27 protein-coding genes are annotated in these 25235 nt (G+C 41.7%); 15 read left to right on the plus strand and 12 right to left on the minus strand.

The window, feature by feature from the left end; translation table 11 throughout:
• Positions 1-46: 46 nt before the first annotated feature.
• The 6 genes from bfr to gmk all read right to left on the minus strand — a co-directional run bounded on the left by bfr (position 47) and on the right by gmk (position 4870).
• Positions 47-511, minus strand: a complete 465-nt coding sequence (gene bfr / locus WH214_RS10445; protein ID WP_339422085.1) for a heteropolymeric bacterioferritin subunit Bfr — start codon at positions 509-511, stop codon at positions 47-49.
• A 252-nt stretch (positions 512-763) separates the two neighbouring features.
• Positions 764-958, minus strand: a complete 195-nt coding sequence (locus tag WH214_RS10450) for a bacterioferritin-associated ferredoxin (RefSeq protein ID WP_279744400.1) — start codon at positions 956-958, stop codon at positions 764-766.
• A gap of 153 nt (positions 959-1111) precedes the next feature.
• Positions 1112-1495: a RidA family protein gene (locus WH214_RS10455; RefSeq protein WP_339422086.1), complete on the minus strand. Its 384-nt coding sequence runs from the start codon at positions 1493-1495 to the stop codon at positions 1112-1114.
• Positions 1496-1564: 69 nt separating this feature from the next.
• A complete protein-coding gene (locus WH214_RS10460; protein ID WP_339422087.1) occupies positions 1565-3664 on the minus strand; it encodes a RelA/SpoT family protein in 2100 nt (699 codons plus the stop codon).
• Positions 3665-3887: 223 nt separating this feature from the next.
• The gene (gene rpoZ, locus WH214_RS10465) at positions 3888-4169 is read right to left on the minus strand and encodes a DNA-directed RNA polymerase subunit omega (RefSeq protein ID WP_004978050.1); all 282 of its coding nucleotides are present in this window, start codon (positions 4167-4169) and stop codon (positions 3888-3890) included.
• A 77-nt stretch (positions 4170-4246) separates the two neighbouring features.
• Entirely contained in the window at positions 4247-4870 is a 624-nt protein-coding gene (gmk, locus tag WH214_RS10470) for a guanylate kinase (RefSeq protein WP_005401338.1), read from the minus strand.
• A 134-nt stretch (positions 4871-5004) separates the two neighbouring features.
• Between gmk and ispH the strand changes: the two genes are divergently transcribed.
• From ispH to rplS, 12 genes are all read left to right on the plus strand, one after another.
• On the plus strand, positions 5005-5955 hold the full coding sequence (ispH, locus tag WH214_RS10475) for a 4-hydroxy-3-methylbut-2-enyl diphosphate reductase (RefSeq protein ID WP_004978047.1): 951 nt from the start codon (positions 5005-5007) through the stop codon (positions 5953-5955).
• Between the two features lie 166 nt (positions 5956-6121).
• Positions 6122-6583 carry a GspH/FimT family pseudopilin gene (locus WH214_RS10480; RefSeq protein ID WP_058870400.1) on the plus strand — a complete coding sequence of 154 codons (462 nt, stop codon included), beginning with the start codon at positions 6122-6124 and terminating at the stop codon, positions 6581-6583.
• Positions 6580-7080, plus strand: coding sequence for a type IV pilus modification protein PilV (gene pilV, locus WH214_RS10485; protein WP_184117989.1), 501 nt, complete (start codon positions 6580-6582; stop codon positions 7078-7080). The genes WH214_RS10480 and pilV overlap by 4 nt, the downstream gene beginning before the upstream one ends.
• Positions 7080-7985, plus strand: a complete 906-nt coding sequence (locus WH214_RS10490; protein ID WP_087011740.1) for a prepilin-type N-terminal cleavage/methylation domain-containing protein — start codon at positions 7080-7082, stop codon at positions 7983-7985. Before pilV ends, WH214_RS10490 begins: the two co-directional genes overlap by 1 nt.
• Positions 7982-8707: a pilus assembly protein PilX gene (locus WH214_RS10495; RefSeq protein ID WP_322853180.1), complete on the plus strand. Its 726-nt coding sequence runs from the start codon at positions 7982-7984 to the stop codon at positions 8705-8707. Before WH214_RS10490 ends, WH214_RS10495 begins: the two co-directional genes overlap by 4 nt.
• Positions 8708-9039: 332 nt before the next feature.
• A complete protein-coding gene (locus tag WH214_RS10500; RefSeq protein WP_339422088.1) occupies positions 9040-12621 on the plus strand; it encodes a pilus assembly protein in 3582 nt (1193 codons plus the stop codon).
• 14 nt (positions 12622-12635) lie between these two features.
• Complete coding sequence (locus WH214_RS10505) at positions 12636-13109, plus strand: type IV pilin protein (protein WP_339422089.1); 474 nt, start codon at positions 12636-12638, stop codon at positions 13107-13109.
• A complete protein-coding gene (locus WH214_RS10510; RefSeq protein WP_339422090.1) occupies positions 13110-13568 on the plus strand; it encodes a type IV pilin protein in 459 nt (152 codons plus the stop codon).
• Between the two features lie 145 nt (positions 13569-13713).
• Positions 13714-13971, plus strand: a complete 258-nt coding sequence (rpsP, locus tag WH214_RS10515; RefSeq protein WP_004718284.1) for a 30S ribosomal protein S16 — start codon at positions 13714-13716, stop codon at positions 13969-13971.
• A 28-nt stretch (positions 13972-13999) separates the two neighbouring features.
• Positions 14000-14548 carry a ribosome maturation factor RimM gene (gene rimM / locus WH214_RS10520; protein WP_004978035.1) on the plus strand — a complete coding sequence of 183 codons (549 nt, stop codon included), beginning with the start codon at positions 14000-14002 and terminating at the stop codon, positions 14546-14548.
• A gap of 27 nt (positions 14549-14575) precedes the next feature.
• Entirely contained in the window at positions 14576-15316 is a 741-nt protein-coding gene (trmD, locus tag WH214_RS10525; protein ID WP_335998677.1) for a tRNA (guanosine(37)-N1)-methyltransferase TrmD, read from the plus strand.
• A gap of 140 nt (positions 15317-15456) precedes the next feature.
• The gene (gene rplS, locus WH214_RS10530; protein WP_004691454.1) at positions 15457-15831 is read left to right on the plus strand and encodes a 50S ribosomal protein L19; all 375 of its coding nucleotides are present in this window, start codon (positions 15457-15459) and stop codon (positions 15829-15831) included.
• Positions 15832-15890: 59 nt separating this feature from the next.
• Here rplS and WH214_RS10535 read toward each other — a convergent pair whose 3' ends face one another.
• The 3 genes from WH214_RS10535 to WH214_RS10545 form a co-directional block, all read right to left on the minus strand.
• A complete protein-coding gene (locus WH214_RS10535) occupies positions 15891-16862 on the minus strand; it encodes an esterase/lipase family protein (RefSeq protein WP_279697167.1) in 972 nt (323 codons plus the stop codon).
• A 173-nt stretch (positions 16863-17035) separates the two neighbouring features.
• Positions 17036-18001 carry an esterase/lipase family protein gene (locus tag WH214_RS10540; RefSeq protein ID WP_339422091.1) on the minus strand — a complete coding sequence of 322 codons (966 nt, stop codon included), beginning with the start codon at positions 17999-18001 and terminating at the stop codon, positions 17036-17038.
• Positions 18002-18055: 54 nt separating this feature from the next.
• Entirely contained in the window at positions 18056-19087 is a 1032-nt protein-coding gene (locus tag WH214_RS10545) for a lipase secretion chaperone (protein WP_339422092.1), read from the minus strand.
• Between the two features lie 154 nt (positions 19088-19241).
• Between WH214_RS10545 and truB the strand changes: the two genes are divergently transcribed.
• From truB to WH214_RS10560, 3 genes are all read left to right on the plus strand, one after another.
• Positions 19242-20147: a tRNA pseudouridine(55) synthase TruB gene (gene truB, locus WH214_RS10550; RefSeq protein ID WP_339422093.1), complete on the plus strand. Its 906-nt coding sequence runs from the start codon at positions 19242-19244 to the stop codon at positions 20145-20147.
• A gap of 34 nt (positions 20148-20181) precedes the next feature.
• Entirely contained in the window at positions 20182-20949 is a 768-nt protein-coding gene (locus WH214_RS10555) for a sulfite exporter TauE/SafE family protein (RefSeq protein ID WP_236769228.1), read from the plus strand.
• A gap of 158 nt (positions 20950-21107) precedes the next feature.
• Positions 21108-21566 (plus strand): hemerythrin domain-containing protein, encoded by a 459-nt coding sequence (locus tag WH214_RS10560; RefSeq protein WP_004978028.1) that lies wholly within the window; start codon positions 21108-21110, stop codon positions 21564-21566.
• A 42-nt stretch (positions 21567-21608) separates the two neighbouring features.
• Here WH214_RS10560 and WH214_RS10565 read toward each other — a convergent pair whose 3' ends face one another.
• The 3 genes from WH214_RS10565 to serA all read right to left on the minus strand — a co-directional run bounded on the left by WH214_RS10565 (position 21609) and on the right by serA (position 24905).
• Positions 21609-22481 (minus strand): EamA family transporter, encoded by an 873-nt coding sequence (locus tag WH214_RS10565; RefSeq protein ID WP_184118014.1) that lies wholly within the window; start codon positions 22479-22481, stop codon positions 21609-21611.
• Between the two features lie 177 nt (positions 22482-22658).
• A complete protein-coding gene (locus WH214_RS10570) occupies positions 22659-23534 on the minus strand; it encodes an EamA family transporter (protein ID WP_078425491.1) in 876 nt (291 codons plus the stop codon).
• Between the two features lie 138 nt (positions 23535-23672).
• Positions 23673-24905, minus strand: coding sequence for a phosphoglycerate dehydrogenase (serA, locus tag WH214_RS10575; protein WP_004691438.1), 1233 nt, complete (start codon positions 24903-24905; stop codon positions 23673-23675).
• Positions 24906-25235 lie beyond the last annotated feature (330 nt).

The raw sequence follows: 25235 nt of genomic DNA on the forward strand, positions 1-25235 counted from the left end.
ATAATAAAAAACCTGCATATGCGGGTTTTTTATTGATGAAAAAGTCTTAAATTTGACTTTGAATATAATTCTCTACACCGATGGTTTCAACTAGATCGAGTTGTGTGATTGTCCAGTCTAACCATTCTTCTTCTTTTTCTAAAATCTCTTGAACAAGATCTCGAGTAACGTAGTCCAACTGCTCTTCGGAAAGCTTAATAGCGGCTTGAATGGATTCAATGTTCTCTTTGGTTTTACGGACATCACAGTTAAGAACTTCAACAGTATGTTGGCCGATGTAGAGTTTACCCAAGTGTTGTAAGTTTGGTAGACCTTCTAAAAAAAGAATACGTTCAATGATTTTGTCAGCATGCTTCATTTGGCGTATCGATTCTTTATACTCGGCAGAACCGAGTTGCTCAATTCCCCAGTCATTAAACATACGAGAGTGTAGGAAGTTTTGGTTAATGGCAGTTAAATGATGATAAAGCACCTGATTTAACTGATTAATTACATCACGATTGCCTTTCATGAGAAAGCTCCATTCAAACTGCGGCTTAAAAATAATATCAATAACTTATGAGAAATATCTTAAACAACAAAGTGGTTTTTGGCGAGTAATTTATAGAACAGCAAATGAAAATCGCAATCAAAAGCATGCGGGATCGAAATTCTATTTTGGGTGTTTTACAAAAGAAAACCCGCCTAGAGTCATAAGCGGGGGAGGAGCTACTCATACAGAGTAAATTTATAATTATGGTTTTCTAGCAAATCAATCAAATATCTAGGCCGCAATGGCTAAGCGTGAGGCAATGGCAGATACTTCAGCACTGATAATTGAGCGTGCTTCCGGTGCACAGCGACCACAGCATGTTCCGAGATCCAGCATCTCGCGAACTTCGCGATAACTGCCCGCACCATTTTCAATAGCGTCTTTAATATCTTGATCTGTAATACCACGGCATAAGCACACGTACATTTCAGCAAGCCACATGAAAGAAATAAGATAAGTGATATTATTGATAATTGTTATCTTTTGTCAATAAAAATCATTTGAAATCTCATTTGTCTTTATTGGAGTTTTGGATAAAAAAAAGCCACTCAATCGGTGGCTTTTTTTTAAAAATATAACTTATTGATTAATAATCACAATACCGTCCATCTCTATTAACGCATTTTTAGGTAGGCTGGCTACACCGATCGCTGCGCGTGCAGGGTAAGGTTGTGCAAAATATTCGCCCATAATTTGGTTGACCAACTGGAAGTTTGAAAGATCGGTTAAGAAAATATTCAACTTCGCGATATCTGCCAGCGTTCCACCAGCAGCTTCGCAGACAGCTTTTAAATTATCAAATACACGGCGAATTTGTGCTTCAATGCCTTCAACCAACTCCATACTGTATGGGTCTAAACCGATCTGACCAGAAAGGTAAAGTGTATTGCCGACTAAGATTGCTTGCGAATAAGTGCCGATCGCAGCAGGGGCATTTTCAGTATGAATTACTTGGCGGGACATCGTGTTCTCCTATTTTATTCACCATCAATCATAGCCTAGATTGGCATTAAAAGGTGCGGATTTAAACAATTAACTCGCAATCGATGTTTCCGCAATACTCACTGGTTGAGCCAGTCGACTAATACGCGGGAAGCCAAAATGCATACGTAGATCGCGAATGATTTTTGCAATTTGCTTGCGATTGTGTACCACAACATTGACATAAGTCTTGTCATCTTGATTGCGTACCATTTCGACCCCAATTTTTTCTTTACGGCATTGATAAATTAGGTCGGAAATTTGTTCATCATCCATGGCCATGTTAATCAATAAATATGCAGTGAAACTAATTTCTTCTTCGTTCTCATTAGTCCATTGCAACGGCATGATGTTTTCAGGGTGTAGATGTTGTTCATGCAGCAGATTGTGACAACGCGCACGATGCACAATAAGGCCGCGGCGTGATAAATGTCCTTGAATTGGGTCACCCAACACAGGGTTACAGCAATGCGCGTATTTGACATCGACACCTTCAGTACCTTGAATGAGTCGGTCAGATTCCTGTGCACTTTGGTCATGCGCAAACAAATGATTCGCGACCAACTGCGGCAGTAAATCGCCCACGGCAATTTGCTCGAATAATTGGTCTTTACTTTCGATATGTCGCCATTGTAAAAGCTCTAACCAATCTGATTCGGTTAAATCTTTAATGGATACATTGAAGAGCTTTAAAGCGCGATTTAAAGCTTGCTGTCCAACAAGGCGTTGTTCTTCGATGTCTTGTTCACGCAATATATTTTGTAAGGCACGACGGGCTTTTTGCGTATTGACGAAGCTGAGCCAATCAGGGTTTGGGGTGGCCAAAACATCAGTAATAATTTCAATCACCTGACCACTGTGTAATGGCGTAGAAAGTGGTTTAGTTTCCCCATTGATTTTCGCACCTACCGCATGGTTACCTAAAAATAAGCTGGCAGAATATGCAAAGTCGACTACCGTTGCCCCTTGCGGTAACTCGTGTAGATGACCTTGTGGGGTATACACCCAAATTTTCTCTTGGTGTAAATAATCGAGCAGTTCGCTAAAAGTGGTTTTAGCACAGGCTCCATCGATCAAGACATTCAAGTTCTGCATCGAGGCTTGAATCGCAGAGCGGCAAGCTTGTGGAGCACTATCGCCTAGGACCACACCAAAACGCGCCGCTTTACGCATCAGCTCGGTTTGAATGGTGACTGATAAGGTTGTGTTTTCACCTTTTAAGCGTAGTAGCAGTGATTGGTTACCACCTGGGAGGGGTTTACGAATATGGTCTGCAAAGTGTAAAACTTGAAAACTCTCTCGCAACACATCGGCTAAGCGGTCACAGTCAGCAATGCTATTTAGAATAATTTCAAAGGCGTGACTATGCGTGAGTTCATGTAGATCAATATCATTTTTAACAAAGTGGCGTAATAGTTCGATATTGTTATTTTTCTTTTTAATGCGACCCGAGATTTGATGGGTTTTTAACAGCTCAGTGAGATTATTTTCCCATTTGCTTTGATATTCACAGCGTTTGGGTTTGGTTTGTAGGAGGGCTTCTTGGACATTGTTATACATGTCGAGATCAAGATTTTGATAACACAAATGTTCGAGGTTATCGCCCATCTCATTCATACCAACAATACGTGCCATTGGGACAAAAATATCAAAGGTTTCTTGGGCAATACGTGCACGCTTATCAGGACGCAATGCATCCAAGGTGGTCATGTTGTGATAGCGATCAGCCAGTTTAATAATAATGACACGTGGGTCTTGTAGTGTGGCTTGCAGAATTTTTCGGAAAGAAGCGGCTTTGTTATATTCTTTATCGCTGGATTGGCTAAGCTTGGTGACGCCATCGACCAGTTCGGCGACAGTTTTTCCAAATTTTTCTGTAATATCTTCTTTGCTAAAGTCTGTATCTTCAATCACATCATGTAAAAGTGCCGCCATCAGGGTTTCGGCATCTAGACGCATATGCGCTAAAATACAACTTACCGCAATTGGGTGCAAAATATAGGGTTCGCCACTTTTACGGGTAATACCATCATGGGCAATATCCGCATAATCACAGGCCGCAAGCACTCGCTCGACGTCGCTTTCAGTTAAGTAAGCATCGATAATAGTTTTGAGCTGTTGTTTAGCTTGGCTGACCATTGGGCCTGGCATAAAACACCTTTAAGACGTAGCAATTACAAGAAAATTTTACTGATTCCCTAATGAAAAGCATATTGCATGAGTTGTCAATTTATTCATTGAGAGAAAAGCAAAAAAGATACACCTAAACCACGATGAATCCTATCTTCTAGTTATAACGTGTATTGCACAAATATAAAAGTTATCCAATAAAAAAGCCTAGTTAAAAACTAGGCTTTTAAACGATAAATTTTTCTTATTGGAAAGAAAAACCATCTAAATTCAAATTGTTTGCAGAAAGTGCAAGATCAAGACTTGAAGTTTGGTAGTCTTGCTCACGTTGTTTCAAAATATCTTTAGAAACATGACCGATTGCGATTTCACGTAATGCAACAACAGTCGGTTTGTCATTGTCCCACTCAACAGTAGGTTCAATGCCTTGACGTGCCAATTGACGCGCGCGTTTGCTTGCCACTAGTACAAGCTCAAAGCGGTTGTCTACATGGTCTAAACAATCTTCAACGGTTACGCGTGCCATAAGAGTTCTCGTTACAAAGGCTAAAATTAAACAGACTGTGCAGTATAAGGTGCTTTGTCTGTAGACTCAAGTTTTAATCACTTTTCAACAGGGGTGATCAGCTCAGAAATCATTTTTTGATGACGGCTCGCTTGTTGAGTAATGACTAAACGATTGGCAATAATCACAGACTCAAGATCGTGCAAAGCTTTATTAAAGTCATCATTAATAATTACATAGTCGAAGTTAACATATTGTTGCATGTCTTCAACTGCACAGCCTAAACGACGCTCAATCACTTCAACCGAGTCTGTACCGCGGTTAGACAGACGTTGACGCAGATCAAACTGGCTTGGTGGTAAAATGAAAATTTGTTTAGAGTCAGGAAAAAGCTTACGAACTTGCTGTGCGCCTTGCCAGTCAATTTCTAATAGAACATCATGGCCTTTTGCGAGTTGTTCTTTCACAGTAGCTTGAGCTGTACCGTAGTAATTACCAAATACTTCGGCGTATTCAATAAAACCACCTTGCTCAACCAAGGCCAAAAATGAGTCTTTTTCGGTAAAATGGTAATGTACACCATCAAGTTCGCCGGGACGTTGCCCACGTGTAGTATGAGAAACAGAAACGTGAAGGTTCGTTACACGGTCAAGGAGGGCTTTTACGAGGGATGTTTTGCCTGTTCCTGAAGCTGCAGAAACGACAAACAAGAGACCCGACATGATATTTTTCCTGATATGATAAAATATCTTCTCTATTTTAGAGCAGACAAGGTTTAAACGAAATAGCAAGGCGTCACTTTGTTTGCATTTATTTTATTAGTTTCCGCTGATTGAAAAGTGGTATCGAGGAACATATGGAAATTGTATTGGCCAATCCACGTGGTTTTTGTGCAGGTGTTGACCGTGCGATTGCCATCGTAAATCGTGCGCTTGAGTGCTTTAATCCGCCCATTTATGTACGACATGAAGTGGTGCACAATAAATTTGTCGTGGACGATTTACGTCAACGTGGCGCAATTTTTGTCGATGAATTGGATGAAGTACCTGATGACAATATTGTAATTTTTAGTGCGCATGGGGTTTCTAAAGCAGTACAGATCGAAGCCGAACGTCGTGGTTTAAAGGTTTTTGATGCAACCTGTCCATTGGTGACCAAGGTTCATATTGAGGTCACTAAATATGCCCGTGAGGGGGTTGAGGCCATCTTAATTGGTCATGAAGGCCACCCTGAAGTTGAAGGTACCATGGGGCAATATGACCTGAAAAATGGTGGTGCGATTTATTTGGTTGAAGATGAGCAAGACGTGGCCGAGCTTCAAGTGCATCATCCTGAGCGCGTGGCTTTTGTTACTCAAACCACGTTATCGATCGACGATACTGCAAAAGTGATTGATGCGTTACGGGCGAAATTTCCTGAGATTCAAGGGCCGCGTAAAGATGACATTTGTTATGCAACTCAAAACCGTCAAGATGCGGTGCGTGATTTAGCAACCCAATGTGATGTGGTGTTGGTGGTCGGTTCACCAAATTCATCTAATTCGAACCGTTTACGAGAATTGGCCGAGCGAATGGGTAAAGCCGCTTATTTGGTCGATAATGCAGATGAACTTCAACAGGCATGGTTTGAAAATATCGCCAAGGTTGGCGTCACAGCGGGTGCATCTGCACCTGAAATTTTAATTAAGCAAGTAATTCAACGATTACAAGATTGGGGCGCAACACCACCACAAGAGCTTGCTGGAACGGAAGAAAATATTACCTTTAGTTTGCCAAAAGAGTTACGTATTGCGGTAACTCAAGCCTAAAAGGTGGATTGGTTAACATTCTAATTTTATTGAAAAATTGACAGATGATTGTAAATTGGCAATCATCTGTTTTTTTATGCCTTTTATCCTGTATTGTGCTGATTGTGTAAAGAATTAGAATATGATTTTAAATAGGGTAAAGTTTTGTTGCCTTGGGGGAGGGAGTATGCAAAATAAACATAAAGGGTTCACCTTAATTGAGCTGATGGTGACGATTGCTGTTATGGCAATTATCGCGATGATGGCTGCACCTTCTTTCGGGGATATGTTACAGCGCCAAAATTTAAATAAAAGTACAAAAGAATTGGTTGCTACTTTAAATCAGGCAAGGGCAAAAGCTGCTTTAGAGCGTAGAGAAATTACAGTTGAATTATTGTCTGCGGATGAAAATACTGACGATACGTTGAATTGGATGCCAGTCGGTAAGTCCAGTTTAAAGACTGGTCGTGCGACAGAAATAGTTTTTATGCCGACAGGCCTAGTGAAAGATCCAGCAGCAAATCAAATCATTGCCACAGATACGAGTTTTGAAATTTGTGATGCATCTTCTGATCCTAAATATTCCAGAATGGTCACGATATCTAAAATGGGGGCGATCCAGCAGATCGTTGAAGGGGATTGTTCATGATAACTATAAAAAAGCAAGCAGGTGTTGGGTTAATAGAAGTATTGGTTGCCTTGCTGATTCTTGCAGTTGGTGTACTTGGTTTTGTAGCGTTGCAATATCGAGCAATTGAGGCATCTAGTGAGGGGGCTAACCGTGTGCAAGCAATTAATTTGGCACGAGATTTAGCTGAGAAAATTCGTGTTAATCGTGATCAGTTGGGTGTGTATGCTACGGCTGTTGCGGGAAATGCAACCAATATCACCAATCCGAATTGTTACACAGCATTTTGTACGCCAGCACAAATGGCGCGTTTTGATGCTGCACTTACAAATTTGTCTGCTCAACGGGTGGGGATGACAGTCAATATGTTTGCTTGTCCAGAGGTGAGCAATGGTCGAAGATGCATTTATGTTGCTTGGGGGGATACCAGTGCAACCAATGCAGATGGTTTAAATAACTGTACTACAGCAGGTGCTTACCGTGATGAATCGACTTGTGTAGTCATGGAGGCCTACTAATGAAAATACAAAAAGGCTTTACACTTATTGAACTCATGATTGCTCTAGCTCTTGGACTCATTGTGGTTGCAGCAGCAGCAATGTTGTTTTTGACAGGGGTGAAAAGTAGTCAAGTACAACAAGGGATGGCGGACTTACAAGACAATGCAAATTTTGGGCTTAACTATATAACTCAGGATCTTAGATTAGCCAATCTAGATACTGTTGAAGCTGCGATGAATGACGCTTTACTTCATGGGGGAGTTGTTTTGAGTCAATCCAATTTGCCTACAGGAATTCAAGCTGGTGTGGGTGATGTTTTATTAAGCCAAAGTAATGGTGATGCAGTTGGTCGTGATAATGAGTGGACTGGTGCATCGAATGTAACTCAAAACAGTGATCAACTCGTAATTCAGTATAAACCAGCACAAACAGGTGGTTTTGATTGCGAAGGGCGTGAAATTACGACAGTAGATCGTATGGTTATTCAGCGTTATTTTTTGCGAATAGATGCAAATGCTGGGGCTGGGGAGGGGAACCCTTTAGCTTTGGCATGTGATGCTGGTAACTATAGTGACACCAATCTTGCTCGTTATGGTGATGCTGGTGAAATCATTATGAAACGCGTTGATCATTTTCGTGTATTGCTTAATGTGAGTAATGCTACTGGTAACCGTCGATATATAGGTATTCACGAATATATGGCATTGACAGGGACTAAACCGCGTATTTTAGGGGTGAGTTTAGGTGTGCTCGCACGCTCAGGCCAGTCTACGGGTCAAGAGGTGTCGACAGCACAAGACAATGCTTTTGTAGTGTTAGATCAAGATGTAGCAATTGGAGCGAATGGGAATCCGCAAGGTTTTATTCGTCAGGTCGTGACTCAAGAGGTTGCAATACGTAACGCGTTGGGGGAGAGAGAATGATGATTAAACAACAACATGGCTCGACACTCATCGTCGTATTAATCCTTTTATTGGCGATCACTATTATTGGTACATTAGCTATTCGTCAAAGTATGGTGTCATTAAATATTGCGACCAATAGTCAAGCTCAACAACTCATGATTCAAAACTCTGATGCTGCAACATTTAATGTTGAGGATACAAATAATTTATTACGCAGTTTAGCAGCTGATGGCATGTTTGGTTTTATTAAAGGTCCTGAAAACAAAGGTAAAGAGTTAGTGTTTTGCTATAGAGGCAGCCGAGCTCAATTCTTTACTTTGTCGCAAGCGAGCATGGTCTATGTGAATGATAGTGGAAATATTGTGAATACGGATCAAGGAGTAAGTGGCTTCTGTCGAACAGGAGCGAATAATGCAAACTTTTTTACCAGCGAACGTAGAGCTGTCATGACCCAAGTATCTGTGAGTTTTACAAATTCGGTATCATCTACACCATTCCAAGACTCAGTTCGTGGCACGGATGAAGAACTATCTAAAATTCAAAAAACAGATCGAGTGATTGTGAATACGACTTCACTAATGCCTGCACTTACTTCAGCAGATACAGATGATATTGATGATTGTTTAGATAGTCATATTAGTAATAGTTCAACGAATGGTGTAGCAAATTGTCTATCGGATTTAAATGTACCTTTTACAACACATGTCACTGAATATACGTTAGGTCAGGCATTTCTTTAAGGGTGAATGAAATGAAAATTAAAAAGAAAGAACAACTTATAGCTCATCCTTTAAAGAAAGCATTGGCTGTGAGCTTATCAGCTCTTATGGCAGGATTTGTGTTTAGTGCAACTGCTTCATATGCGAGTGATATTGAGATTTATCAACAAGCACGCTCAGGAAATATCTCTTTAATGTTTGTATTGGATATTTCAGGAAGTATGAGATATTTTGATGCAAATAATCAGGAGCTTACCAGTTGTAGCAGCGGTGCGAGAGAGACGGCATTTAGTGGGAATGGAATTTCTTATAATCGACGTTATTGTGAAATTAGTAGTCGAGAATATTATTACATGCGCTCTGGTGGGAGAAATAACCGTAAATGGTATCGTTGTGGAGGAGCTGCATCAGGGAGTACATCAGTAAATAAAACGGATTGTACTTATGCGCTAACTAGTGAACCAAGTCTTTCTGGACTTGATGATGATGGTGGTGGCAACCCGCAATATTATTATAAGAATGGAGCATCTACTCCTTATTATGATCGTATCACTTTAGTTAAGGATGCAATGTACCAGCTTTTATATGGCGCAAATGCCATTGGTAAAGATAAATTTTTTGGATTGACAACCTATTCTATTAATGGTGATGGTACTCGGGGGCAAGTTCGTATTCCTGTTCAAAGGCTAGGTTTAGATACTGAAGCCACCTTAGCTTCTGAAACACATCGTAAAAGCCTAATGACAGAAGTAGCGAATCTTGAGGCTAATGGCGGTACACCAACAGCGAATGCGTATGCAGAAGCTGCTGCGTATATGTTGGGTACCTCTACTTCAAATCGTAATAGATATGCATATTATAATAGTTATTGGTATGAGTGTAGTGGGCTTACTGGTTCTACTTGTACTTATACTGGTAATCGTTATTCATCGGTTGCTCGAACTTATGGAGCGCAATCGTGTAATTTAGCCGCAAGTAATGGTTCTTTTTCTGCAACATGTTATTATTCTGCGACCAATTCGGCATCTGGACAATATGCTGCGGGTAGTGGTGTATTAGCAACTGATTACTCAAAATATAAAATGCCAACCTCTTTATCTGCACAGTTAGAGCCAGATGCAGATACCAAGCAGTGTAGTGGTCAAGGTATTTATGTTCTAACCGATGGTGTTCCAAATGGGAATAATTCGGCACAGAGTTTAATGCAAACTGCGTTAGCTGGAAGTAGTGCATTTACCTGTTCTGATTCAAGTGGTGGGTGGGATTGTGTAGAAAAATTTAGTACGCGTATCTTGAATCAAACAACCAATGCTAGCCCACGTGACTTAAAACTCAAAACAGCTGTTGTTGGATTTGGCTCAGCTTATAACTCAATCCCTTCGTATAATAAAAACTTATCTGAAGAAGAAAATATCGCATTACTAGGCACGGTGAATGATGATAATGACGAAAAACGTGCAGCGCGTTGGGGTATCCGTGGTCAAGGTGGTTGGTATGCGGGTACAAGTTCTCAAGACGTTATTGATAGCGTAAACGATTTTATTAATAACTTGTCAACAGAAATTCCAGCTGTAACAACAGGAACATCAACGATCCCAAATGATCAATTAAATCCTGCTGCATTGCAAAATTATGCATATTATCCACAGTTCCAACCGACCCCTGATAAGAGCTATCAATTATGGGCGGGTAATCTGAAAAAGTATAAAGTTACTAGTACAGGTACGCTGGTCGATAAAAACGATGATGTTTTTGTCAATAGCCAAGGTAAAATTGGTGATAACTACGATTTATGGTCTGCCGATGCGGTTACGGGTGTAAATCAGGATGATGAATCCATTCTTGGTAGCAGTAAAAATAGATTGGTTGGTGGTGTCAAATCACGGTTAAAACTACGTTCAAATACGAATGGTGCAATACAGCGCAAAATATTAACAGACAGACCTGCAACAGCAACAAATAATGAATATTTAGATGCAACTACATTAAGAGCGTTGGATTTAACTTTGGTCAACAGCACTGATCCAGCTAGAGGATATTTATTATCATTGCTTGGTTATCGTGTAAATGCCAAACAACCTCAAACCATTACAAATACGTCGATTGCTCAAGCCGAGGAGTTGCGTCAGGTGGGTGCTGTAATGCATTCTTCGCCATTACTTCTTACAAATCAAGGGAAAGTGACATATGAAAATGGTGTTCTAGGCTCTGAAGAGCGAGATGACTATATTTTATTTGGAACCACGCAAGGTGTTTTGCATATAGTTGATGCAGATACTGGAGAAGAAAAATTCGCATTTTTACCGAATAGTATGGTGGAAAACCAAAAGGATGCATTGTTAAACTTTGATACCACGATTGGTGGAATGGATAAGTTGTATTATGGGGTCGATGGTCCTTGGACTTCTTATACTGAATATGTGAATGCAGCAGATGATATGTTAACTGTTGGGGCGGGTTTAAATAGTCGATCAGGTAAACAGATTGTTTATGGCGGTTTACGTATGGGTGGGCGTAATTATTATGCGCTGGACTTAGCTGATATCAATAATCCAACACTTAAATTTACTATAACCCCGCCTGCATTAAGTCAGTGTTCGAGTGCAAATCCGCTTGCGTGTATGGGGCAAAGTTGGTCTAAGCCTACATTGACTTGGATCAATTGGAAAGGGACCAAAAAACTGGTTATGTTAGTTGGTGGTGGTTATGATGCGGAGGGGCTACCAACATCCATTAGTAGTATGCCTGAGACTACAGCGGCAGAACGCGCAGCTAAACAAGCAAAAATCAAATATTACCGTGGTTATGAATATAATGACTATGCTCAAACCAATAAGATTGGTTCTGGTGTGTATATGTTTGATGCGCTCGATGGTAGTTTGTTGTGGTGGGCAAGTGCGAATGCAACAGTGCATACATCACCAACAACAGCAAACCCTGGCCCGACTTATGCTCCAACAAATGGTACAGCCAGTTCTTATGATGTAGACATGAAATATAGTGTGGTGAGTCAGATTAAAGCTGTAGATAGAGACTCTGATGGATTAACTGATCACTTATACTTTGGTGACTTAGGTGGTCAAGTTTGGCGTATCGATTTAAATAATAAAGCTGGTGCGAATACAGCATTATTTGCCAAACAGCCTACAAAAGTACTTAATTTAAACAATGGTACATACAGTCCACGTTTCTATGAGATGCCTAGTTTCTCAACATATTCAGAAGGTGGAACAATTTTTGGTGTTGTATCGATTGGTAGTGGAAACCGAAGTCAACCTCTCGCAGAATATAGTACAAGTACCGATTATAAACACGATGGTGTTTTTAACTTATATGATAAAGACGTAGCGAGAAGTGATTTATTTAACTTAACGAGTGCAAATGCCTATAGTGTTACGTCGAATGATTTACATACCAAAGGTGTGAGTTTATTGGCTGAGGGAAGTAGTGTTGGAACTACTGCAATTAATCAACTCGTTGCACTTGATAATACCAATAGATTTGCTATTACCACTTATAGAGCTCCTTATGCCTTAACTCAGGGTTGGTACTACTTATTTAAGTCCTCTCTAGTACAGAGTGAGAAGGTGATGTCGACACCATTGGTTATCAATAATGACATGTTTGTAACTACTTTTGATGGAAGTCGAAATGGAATGTCAGGAGACTGTGGGGCTGGTGTAAAGGGTGAAAGCTTCATGACTTTATTCTGTATGCCGTATGGGCAATGTAATGGTGGGACATCTACTTCTTATAGGCTAAGTATGGGGGCAGGTATCGTGGGTGGTGCTGTTGGTGCAGGTGATGGTAGTGGGATGCAGCGACTTATTGTTGCAAACGTAGATACATCAGGGGTTACGGGCAATGCTATTTTAGATAAACGTTACAATACTGGGAATAAACTGATTCCTCAGCGTTGGTACGATCGACGTTAATTTAAGGAGGAACTATGAAAAAAATAATAAAGTCCTCTGGATTTACATTGATTGAACTAATGGTTGTTGTAGTAATTGTTGCGATTTTCGCAGCAATTGCTATACCGTCATACCAAGAGTATGTACGACGCGCGGTAGCCAGTCAGGCACAACAAGAGATACAGCGATTAGCTACTTTGTTAGATCGGCATAAAGCGCGTAATTTTAGTTATCGAGGATTTACGACGACAAGTGCAGTATTACCTGTGGGAGCAACCGGCTCTGCGATTAAATATACATTGACGATCAGAGATGGAAATGATCCAGATTTAGAGTTAACAGATGATGATGCTGCAGGTCGGAATTGGGCAATTCAAGCTGTGAGTTCGGACGATAAAAATTATACGATGCTACTTACAAGTACAGGGATGCGTTGTAAGAATAAAACTACAGCAAATGTTGATTTTGAGAGTTGTGGCAGTACCGCGAATGGTAGTGAGGAGTGGTAAATGAATAAAGGATTTACGCTTATTGAACTCATGATTGTGGTTGCAATTATTGGTATCTTGGCTGCTATCGCATATCCATCTTATCAAGAGCATGTACGAAAAACAAAGCGTGTAGAAGCTCAGGCTGAACTGGTTGCCCTAGCTAACCAAATTCAGCGTTATAAAGTATCCAACTTTAGGTTTTTATTGGCGAATGGTAACCCGATCACATTGGAAACATTAGGTTATACACTCAATGCAAATGATAATCTTGAAATTCCACAAGATAGTGATCCATTGTATGAAGTATCTTTAACAGATGTTGCAGCAAATACATGGACATTAACAGCCACTCCCATTGATGGAACCATTCAGGAAAATGATGGGGTTAGTATTTTGAATCACCGCGGGGAAAAATGCTGGACTAAAGGTGCATCGACTTGTGCCCTAAGTGAAACATCCAACTGGGACGGCAGATAAAATCCAAATTCAAAACTGTGGATAAACAAATTTTAATCTTTCTTTCGCAGCAAAGATAACGTAAAATATTGCCCTCTATGAAAGGGGTTTGAAATGTTCCGGTGGTCGGGGCAGGGATAATCCGTAAAAACTATAAGGTTGTATCATGGTAGTTATTCGTCTTGCACGCGGTGGTGCTAAAAAACGTCCGTTCTATCAAGTTATTGTAACTGATAGCCGTAATGCACGTGACGGTCGTTTCATCGAACGTATTGGTTTCTTCAACCCAACAGCTCAAGGTAAAGCAGAAAAACTTCGTTTAGATGCTGACCGTTTTGCACACTGGGTTGCTCAAGGTGCTCAACCATCTGAACGTGTTGCTTCTTTAGCTGCTCAAGCTAAGAAAGCTGCAGCTACTGCATAATTTTTGCTAATTAAGTAGTAGGTAGCCCATGACACCAACACAGAATGTTCCCGAAGATCGTATTCAGATTGGACAGTTACGTTCAGCATATGGATTAAATGGGTGGCTCTGGATCTATTCCAATACAGAACCGATGAGCAACATCTTTGACTATCTGCCTTGGTACATTGAAACCAAAGCAGGTTGGCAAACAATAGATGTAAAACGTTGGAAACCGCATGGCAAAGGCTTAGTTGTTTCGCTCAAAGGCGTCATTGATCGCACTGCAGCAGATAACCTAGTTGGCGCAAATGTCTGGATTTCAAAAGCGCAACTTCCTAAAGCAGGAATGGATGAGTTTTACTGGTCAGATTTGAAAGGCTTAACAGTGTTAGGTTTGGATGATGAAGAACAAGAAGTAAATCTCGGAAAAATCCATGAAATGTTTGAGACAGGTGCCAATGATGTGATGGTGGTTCACGCAACACCAGACAGCGTTGATGCTGAAGAGCGTATGATTCCATGGCATAAAGATGTGGTGCAACGCGTTGATCTCGAAGCTGGTCGTATCTACGTGAATTGGGGCGTAGATTACTAATTATTTTTGGAAATACGGGGGTCTGCGATGTTTTTTGCAGTCATTACGCTTTTTCCTGAAATGTTTGAAGCGATTACAGCCTACGGTATTAGCGGGCGTGCAGCAAAAAGTGATTTAGTACAAGTAACTTGTATTAATCCTCGTGATTATGCTGAGGGCAACTACAAACGAGTGGATGAACGTCCATTTGGTGGTGGTCCAGGTATGGTGATGATGGCTGAGCCTCTGGCAAAAGCAATTCAACATGCCAAAAAGCTTGCCATGCAAGCAGGTGCAGTTCATGTTCCTGTGGTGTATATGTCACCGCAAGGAAAAACCTTAAATGAGCCTGCAGTACAACAGTTTGTCGACTATGATGGATTGATTGTATTGTGTGGTCGTTATGAAGGGGTTGATGAACGTTTGATCCAAAAGTATGTTGATCAGGAATGGTCCATAGGGGATTACGTTTTATCGGGTGGCGAGCTTCCTGCGATGGTTTTATTAGACAGTATTATTCGGAGACTTCCGGGTGCAATGTCTGATGAACAGTCTCATGTGCAAGACTCATTTGTGGATGGTCTTTTGGACTGCCCACAATATACCAAGCCAGACCATTTTGAAGGTTTGGATGTCCCTGAAGTCTTAAAATCGGGACATCATGCCAATATTGAGAAATGGCGGTTTTTGCAGCGTTATCAACGAACACAACAACGCCGACCTGAGTTGGTGGAAAATGTGGAGTTGACGAAGCAGCAAAAGAAATGGCTAACAGATTTGAATACTTAATTCAGAGTATTCTTTTAATAGGCTCTTTGTGCATTGAAGTGGTCAAGCATAAAGAGAAAGATAATCGGGTCTATGCGATTTAGCCTCTATACCCAGCGGATATCAGACCTCTTCTGACCCGCACATATTGGAGATACCCCATGAGCGGTAAGCATCCTTTAGTACAAGCTGTTGAAAATGCACAGCTTAAACAAGACATCCCAGCTTTTGCACCAGGCGATACAGTTATCGTTCAGGTTAAAGTAAAAGAGGGTGACCGTGAGCGTCTTCAGGCATTTGAAGGTGTTGTAATCGCGAAGAAAAACCGTGGCTTGAACTCTGCGTTCACAGTACGTAAAATTTCTAGCGGTGTTGGTGTTGAGCGTGTTTTCCAAACTCACTCTCCAATCGTTGCTAAAATCGAAGTGAAACGTCGTGGTGACGTTCGTCGTGCTAAACTTTACTACCTACGTGAATTGTCTGGTAAAGCTGCACGTATTCGTGAAAAGTTACCAGCTCGTAAAGTTAAAGCTTAATTTTAAGTTTTATACGAGTAAAAAAATGCGCCCAATGGCGCATTTTTTATGCCTAAATTTTAGAGTCCTTGAAGCTTCAAACGGTTGGCGTGTTGACGATAAACATCCACAGGGTCTGGAGCAAAAATAGAACGTAGTCCAAAGAACTGGTTAATCACATCTAAATGGTTCCAATTATAGTTATCGCGCACGGTCTTACCATACTTGGCACTACAACGTGAGACTAAGCCATCGTTATCATTGGGCGCTTGCATGAGTAAGCCTGTCGCCGCCAGTAATGAGTCTGGATCAAGTACGTTCGTCAACGTTGAGTTGCCAGAGAAAGAGTAAAAATAAACTCCATTTTCTTTCGCTAAGCCTTCACCACAGCTTGTTTTTGGCATACCCAGTGGATATTTCTGTGCAAAAGCTTTAGAACCAGCTTGACTTAAACTTTTACCAGCACCGAGTGCATCATGTGGAAGTGAGTTCGGATCTTGCTGTTGTGCCCAAACAATAGCCTTGGACCCAAAGTTGATTAAGCCTACCAGCGGTTGTTCTAGCGGCGTACCTTGCGCGGAAATAATCAAATCCGCCACAGGAGAGCCTTTTAAAGGACTAGAAATGGCTGTTGCAGACGCGATTTTATTGGGCATAACATTTGAGACATAGGCAATACTATGTCCGCCGTGACTATGACCAAGCAAATTGACTTTGGGTGCTCCTGTAATCGCTAAGATTTCATCAACTTGTTGCAGCAGTTGTTCACCACGAACTTCAGATGTGTTGAATGGAGAAACGCGTGTTGCCCATGCGTTTGCACCGTTACGGGCTAAATCTGGCAAGATTTGATACCAGTAATCCACACCAAGTTCATCGGTTCCTGCTCGAATCCAGCCACCCATACCATGTGCAAAAACCAAAGGGTATTTGGTCTTTGCATAATTAGAGGCAACGTAGTTTGATTTAATTTGTGAAGCAGCTGCTTGCGTTTGTGTAGCAGCAAGTGTGCAGGTCGACAGCAGTCCAGCTATCAATAATCCATATTTCATTGATCATCCTCGTTTTTTATTTTTTATGACGACAATTTAAGTTGTCAAAAATGAGTATAAAGGTGAGGGAGGAGGAGCGTAGAGAAATCCGATTAAATTAAATACAGTTTGTAACTGGATAATTCTAGGAGGCATCCCTCCGAAACGTTAAAGATTCGAAGGGAAAATTAGAACTAGAGTCCTTGCATTTTTAAGCGATTGGCATGTTGGCGATAGACATCAACAGGGTCTGCGCTAAATAGTCCACGTAGTCCCATAACTTGGTTGACCTCATCTAAATGATTCCAGTCATAGTTATCACGGATGACTTTACCGAAGTGTGTACTACAGCGTGCCACTAAACCATCATTGTCTAAATGTCCATAGGCCAAAGGCCCCAACAGTGAGATCGCACTATCTGCAACATCGAGAATGTTCGTGACTTGAGACGTGCCTGTCCACGAATAGTAATACACGCCATTGCTGGATGTTGCACCGCTCTTGTTACAGTCTGAAGCCAGTGCTGTTGTTGGATATTTCTGATTAAAAACACTGGAACCTTGCTCACTAATTGAGGTGAGTGATGCTGTTAAATTGCTTTTTAATGCAGGGTTACTTTGCCCATAAGCAAGCATAGGACCAATAATATAATCAGCCGTTAGGCTGAGCAGTTGTGTTCCACCTTGATTGGCAAGAAGCTGGTCTGCCACTTTTGAACCTCTAAATGTTGCTCCCACACCTGTCAGTGAGGCCACATATTGCGGTTTAACTGCTTCTACATAGCGAATGGTTGGTCCACCATGACTATGTCCAATCAAATTAACCTTGGGCTTGCCTGTCAGGGCGATGACCTCTTCAACTTGTTGTAGTAACTGTTCACCCCGTACTTCAGTTGATTCTAAAGGGGAAATTTGTGCTGCAAAGGTGGTTGCTCCATTTCGAGCCAAGTCGGGTAAAATTTGATACCAGTAATCCAGTCCAAGTTCGGCAACGCCCACTCGGCTGAACCCAAACATGCCATGGGTAAATAGCAATGGATATTTAGTTTGAGCATAATTACTTTTTACGCTTGCAGTCACCGTCTGTAAACCAGCTGTGGCTGTGGTTGCGCTGAGTCCAAGGCTGGTAACCAGACCCACGAGTGACATTGTTTGTATCATTCTTTTCGTTATAAACATTTTTTTCATCCTGAAAAAGTCAAACACGGTATAGCTTTAATCTGCGAACGGAAGTTTTCCTCCCGTATCATGCGTGGTTTCAAAGGCTCCTAGTCGAAGTTGTTCTTGTGAATTATTAAACTGTTGATCACGTAGTTTTTGAATGGCTTGCTGCTGCGCGTCTTGACTCATGTTGCTGTTGAGAATGTTGTCGCGTTGTTCTAAGTAAGTATTGACCCGAGATTTCCAATTGCTTCGATCTTGGTCGAGTTTTTCTAGACGTATTGTCGCTTCGGCACCGACAAGATTCTGGCGCATTTGGCGAATTTCTTCGGCAGAGCCACCGCGCGCTTTAATATCTGAGGTTAGTTTACGCAGATCTTCGAATTTGGAAAGTTGTTCTAGGTTTTCTTTCCAATCTTCAGGCAGTTGAGCAAACAGTTCTTTCAGTTTCTGCGCTTTTTGTACTTCAGTTAAGGACTGATCTGTCATGATGCTCATACGGTCTAATGTATATTCATGATAGGTATTTTCAGCGCCAAAGAGGCCTTCGATTTCATAGTCGGAAAAGAATTGGCTGCGTAGGTTTTTCATCAAAGTAAAAATTTTACGATAGTACTCAGGGTCTTCTTTATTTAGGTTTGGCTCCTTCAGACTACCCAATTGCACACGATAATCTAAATAACGAGTCCAAAGATCTAAAATTTGCTTAAGCGCAGGTTCTTTATAACCTTGCTGGATATAGGCTTTAAAATCTTGCTTGATCTGGTCAATATTTTTTTCACCATATTGGGTAATAAAATATTCAAAACAATTACGAGTCTGTTCATTTACAACTAAGCGATTACTTTGGTCGAGCACCAGTTGGCAGTTGACTTCAGTGTCCTGTTGGCTGTTACTGACAAAAGGCAACCCTGATGCATGTGGCAAGTCTGATGCTGCGGGTAATAAGCCTGTAGTATTTTGAGTGCTAGAGCGAATCGACTCTTGGTTTGAGCCAACAGTTGCATTGGGTGCGAGCCAAATGAGAAATCCGAGAATGACAACGATGATCACGGCGAAAATGAGCCATAATTTCTTTTTTTGCATATCCTATGCCTAACATCCCTATTGTATTTTTTATTTGGTTCATATGACTGAACTCGATTTATTCTGAAACAAAAGGGTAAATAAACAACAGAAAAGTTGTAAAACTAGACAAGCGGTTGATAGTATTGCGGCAGCTTTAAGACGTGTCTATGTTATGAAATCATCTGCTTCAAAAATCCAGCGCCGTGCAGTGAATGGTGTATTTTTATTGAATAAGCCATTGGGGATCAGTTCAAATGCGGCATTGCAAAAAGTGCGTTGGTTATACCGTGCGCAAAAGGCGGGGCATACAGGAGCGCTTGATCCATTAGCATCGGGACTGTTGCCGATTTGTTTGGGCGAAGCGACCAAGTTTTCGCACTTTTTGTTGGACTCAGTGAAGCGCTATCAAACCACAATCCAGCTGGGTCACAGTACCACCACAGGTGATGTAGAAGGCGAGCAGTTGTTAGAGCAGGTTGTACCTGAGTTAACCGAAGAGCTGATTCAGCCCGTTTTGGCTCAGTTTATGGGTGATATTCAGCAAGTGCCGCCGATGTATTCCGCTTTGAAGAAAGATGGTCGTCCTTTATATGAGCTAGCCCGTAAAGGGATTGAGATTGAGCGTGAAGCACGCCCGATTACCATCTCTGCGATTGAGCTGCTTTCATTCACAGCAAACAGTGTCACCCTTGATATTACCTGTTCAAAAGGCACATATATTCGTGTTTTAGGCGAAGATATTGCGAAGGCATTGGGGACTTATGGTCATTTGACTTATTTACATCGCATTAAAACGGGTCATTTTGATCTCATTCCAAGTTATACCATTGAGTATTTGGAAAGTTTGTCTGAACAAGAGCGCGAAGCACTGTTGTTACCTGTGTATGCACCCGTAGATCATTTTCCTAAAGTACAAGTTCCAGAAGGGCGCAGTGAATACTTTAGTCGCGGTATGGAAAGTAATATTGAGCATACAGCGGAAGCGCAGGTCTTGGTTTTCGATGGGGAAAAATGCTTAGGTTTGGCTGAAATTACGGATAAGAAAAGATTGGTTCCAAAGCGGGTTTTAAATCTATAATCGAAATATATCACTCGGTAAAAAAGGATAAGGCGTGGACATCGACATTATTATCAGTCTGATCTTTTTTGCCTTTTGTGCAGGCGCAATTGACGCTGCCGTCGGTGGTGGTGGGCTGATCCAAATTCCCGCTTTGATGAATGCATTTCCGTCGATGGCACCTGCCACTTTATTTGGCACCAACAAATTAGCGGCAGTGGTGGGTACAGCCACTTCCGCCGTTTCCTTTGCCCGCAAAGTTCGCTTTGAATGGAAACTTTTGGCTGTGGTCGCAGTGTGTGCCACCATCAGTTCATTTGGGGGCGCGGCCAGTGTGGCCATGATTCCAAAAGAAGTCCTCCAACCCTTTGTCTTGGTCATGTTGATTGTGATGGCGGTATATACCTTCATGAAGAAGCAATTTGGGCAAGTGCATATGGCGCAGCGTGTGACGCCTAAAATTTTGCTGTTGGCGGGAATCGGAAGTTTAGCCATTGGTTTTTATGATGGTTTGTTTGGCCCAGGTACGGGCAGTTTCTTTATTTTCTATTTTATTCGCTATTTACGCGTTGATTTTTTACATGCGGCGGCATTGGCTAAAATTGGCAATGTGATGACCAATCTTGCAGCGCTAAGCTTTTTCATTCCCTCGGGGCATGTGCTCTTTGCTGTAGGAGGCACGATGGCCGTCGCAAATATGATCGGGTCTATTTGTGGGGTAAAAATGGCGCTGAAATATGGCAGCGGCTTTATTCGTATTTTATTTCTTATTTTGGTGACGATTCTGATTGTAAGATTGAGCTATCAAATGTTTTTGATGTAATGGTGCGATACCTTTAAAACTTCATTACAAAAAACGCGCAGTCTGTGACCTCATTTCTCGTTTATTGCATTTAAGATCAATACAGCGCACTCAATGCTGTGCCAAGAAGCTTTTCAATAAAAAATGATGTTTTAAGTTGAACGGAACTGGAGCATAGAATGAATATATTTGAAGCCTTAAGAGAAAGTCACGTTATACAACGAAATTTGGCTGAACGACTACTCCAAACTTCAGGGGATACGCCTGAGCGCCGTGAGCTATTTGAACGCCTTAAAAATGAATTATTTGCTCATGCTGTTGCAGAAGACCGTTATTTTTATATCCCGTTAATGATGACTGATTCGGGCCTCAACATTACCCGCCATGCTTTGGCAGAACACCATAAAATGGATGAGTTATTGGAACAATTGACTGAGACGGAATTCTCAAATCCGGGCTGGTTGGCAATTGCAAAAAAATTATCGGAAACGGTACATCATCACTTACAAGAAGAGGAGCATGGTTTTTTTCAGCAAGCAGGAAAAATCTTACTCGATGCTCAAAAGACTGCGCTCGCCAAGCAGTATCAGCAGGAATACAAAAAGTACAAAAAAATTGAAAAAGACAGTTTGGTTTAAGTCCATTTCAAACAAAAGATGGCGAGTGCCATCTTTTGTGATTTAAAGCGCATCATCACTTTGCGGTTTGGCTCTAAAGGTAACACCAACGGAGGCAATCATAATGCAAACTAGCGCCAGCGTTTGCCACATGCTAATTTGTTCTTTCAGTAGTAACCAACCTGCCAAGGCTGCTAAAGCCGGCGACAAACTTGAAAGCGTCCCATAGCTGAGTTTACTTAAACGTTTCAAAGCCATGAGGTCTAGAGCATAGGGAATGGTTGTGGCGAGTAGTGCAATCAATAAGGCTTTGGGCCAGTATTCCGTTTGCATTAGCGCTGTAGGATTATGCGTGGCACTAATCGGCAGAAGCACCAAGGCTGAGATCACAATAGCAATACTGAGGGCATGCATGCCGATATTTTGACGGACGACTTTTTGCCCAAAATAGATATACAGCGCCCAGCAAGCACCCGCTGAAACCGCAAATGCAGCACCTAAGAAAGAGAAGTTGGTTGCATTGGCTTGATGCCAAGGCACCATCAGCGCAATACCTAAAATCGCTAATCCGACCCAAATATAATCACGACGTTGTTTGATCGAGAGTAGCGCTAAAGTTAAAGGGCCTAAAAACTCTAAACCTACGGCAATACCTTGCGGCAGTCTACCCAGTGAAGCGTAGAATAAAATATTCATGAGGCATAAGGCTGCCGTATAGCTCAGTAAATCTTTCCACTTTAAATGCGGTAGGCGTTTAATGATGCTCCATGAGCGGAACATCAGCACAATTAAAATTGCGGCAAAGCACAGTCTAAGGGTCACCACGGTGAGGGGATCCAGCACGGCAATCAACTGCTTGGCAAAAGAAGCACTGATTTGATAGGACAGCATGGACAAGACCATGAACATCACTGCCATCAGTTGAGAATTAGGCATCATGCACACATTAGGTCATAGCGACCTGTTATTTTAAGACGGTGGATTAGTATAACGATTCAGCACCCAAGTTGGCTGCTGAATAAGCTGATTTTTTAAATGCAACGACATGAATTTAAAAGTAATCGATACAGCCTTTGGATTTAAAAGCTAAATTCAAACATCGAATCACATCGTTTAAACTGCGGCTTGGCGGTTTTTCTGGGCTGTATAAGTACAACCAATAGATGCCATGATAATCACACTGAGCGCAAGCCACTGTGACCACAATAGTTGTTCGCCTAGAAAGACAAAACCGGATAGTGCTGCGATAGCAGGTTCAAGACTCATGAGCGTCCCAAAACTTAAAGCGGTTAAATTGCGTAGCGCAATCATTTCCAAGCTAAAAGGCAGAGCGCTGGCCAAAACTGCCAAAGCTACGAAATAGATCAGGTTTGAGGGTTCAAACACATTTGTGGGTAAACCACTGAATAGGGCGAGCGGCATTAATATCAGCATGCCGACAAACATGCCTAAGCACACGGTATGGTTGCCCGAAACACCCGATGGGCGCTGCCCCGCCACGATATACAAGGCCCAACATGCACCTGCACCTAGTGCAAATGCGATCCCAAGAGGGTCTAAAGGTTGAGCAGCTTGGTCGAATGGAAACAGTAAAACCAAGCCTAGAATCGCCAGCCCGACCCAAACAAAGTCAAAGCGTTGTTTGGCATAAAACAGAGCAACACTGAGTGGGCCAATAAACTCGAACGACACTGCAATGCCGAGCGGCAGGCGAGCAATGGATAAATAAAACAATAGGTTCATGCCTGCCAAAGCAAAACCATAGCTGAGAATGGCTTTATATTTGACTTGCTTAAAGTCAACCTGCCAAATTTTAAACAATACGGCCAAAATGATTGATCCCAACAGTAAGCGCATGGCGGAAACGGTTAAAATGGGAAATTGATCGAACAGCACTTTGGCCAGTGAACCACTACTTTGCAAGCTGAGCATTGCAATCAGCAATAAAAAGGTCGCTTGAAGGTGGGGAGTACTTTTTAGATTTGGCATTATTAGAATACTAGATAGGGAGGTGAATACTTGCGAAAAGTAGCGGAGAATGTGCTTGGGTCGCACATAAAATTTTAACAAGTATTCAAAAATAAAAAAACCACAGCTTGGCAGCTGTGGTTTTTAAATAGAGTCGAATTAGAACAATACGCGAACGCGGATTGTGCCTTCAACGTCTTGTAGAGTATCTAAAGCTTCTTGAGATGCTGTTGCGTCTACATCCATCACCAAGTAACCAACATCACCTTTGGTCATTAAAGACTGACCAGAAATGTTGATGCCGTGTTCAGCAAACAAGTTGTTGATTTTTGACAACACGCCTGGCACGTTTTTGTGGATGTGAAGTAAACGGTGTTTACCTTCGGTCAACGGTAACGCGATTTCTGGGAAGTTCACCGCAGATAAAGTCATACCTTTATCTGAATAAGAAACGAATTTCTCAGCCACTTCTAAACCAATGTTTGCTTGCGCTTCCATGGTCGAACCACCCACGTGAGGAGTTAAGATCACGTTTGGAATGTTACGTAGTGGAGAAATGAACTCTTCACCATTGGCTTTTGGTTCTTTCGGGAACACGTCAACCGCAGCACCAGCAACATGACCTGATTTCAAGGCATCTGCTAAGTCTTCAATCACGACACATGTACCACGTGCCGCATTGATGAAGATTGCACCTTCTTTCATTTGTGCAAATTTTTCTTTGGTCATGAAGTTACGTGTAGACGGAACATCAGGTACATGCAAAGAAACAACATCAGCATTGGCTAAAAGTTCGTTTAAGCTACCGACTTGACGTGCATTACCTAATGGTAGTTTTGTTACTGTGTCGAAGTAGATCACTTTCATACCTAAGCTTTCAGCAAGGACAGAAAGTTGTGAACCGATTGAACCGTAACCGACAATCCCTAAAGTTTTGCCACGAGTTTCGAACGAACCAACCGCTGACTTGTTCCAACCGCCTGCATGTGTATCTGTCGATTTTTCAGGTACACGGCGAAGAAGAAGAATAGCTTCAGCAAGTACAAGTTCAGCCACTGAACGTGTATTTGAGTATGGCGCGTTAAATACTGGAATACCACGAACCATCGCAGCATTTAAGTTCACTTGGTTGGTACCAATACAGAAACAACCAACAGCGATTAATTTATTCGCTGCTTCAAACACTTCTTCAGTGAGTTGTGTACGGGAACGAATACCAATGAAATGTGCATCTTTAATCGCTTCTTTCAACGCTTCACCTTCAAGCGCAGTTTTACGATAATCGATGTTGGTGTATCCGGCAGCATTTAGTGTGTCGATTGCGTTTTGGTGAACGCCTTCTAACAACAAGAAACGAATTTTATCTTTAGGAAGTGAAAGATGTTGGCTCATTACGGCTCCGCTACAAAGGCCAAATTTAGTGGCGATATAATAGCACGTACCGCGCCCGATATACATTTCCTTTATACAGACTCTATTGGGTATTTTTAGTCGCTATAGTGCGTAAAAAAGTCTTTTTGGTCTAATTAAACTAATCATTTCAAAGGTATCCTGAATAAAACAGCTTTTTCTGCGGGAAACAGAAAAAATGCCTTATAATATGACTCCGTGAAAATAAGCCAGTTGCACATTGCTGCTTAAATCCTCACGAACTGCCTGAGCCTTAGGGCATGGAAAGACTGAAATGAAGCGCTTTTCATGCAGAGAATCCTAGCGCCAGAA

The sequence above is a fragment of the Acinetobacter sp. MYb191 genome, from assembly GCF_037572605.1.
GTDB lineage: Bacteria > Pseudomonadota > Gammaproteobacteria > Pseudomonadales > Moraxellaceae > Acinetobacter > Acinetobacter johnsonii.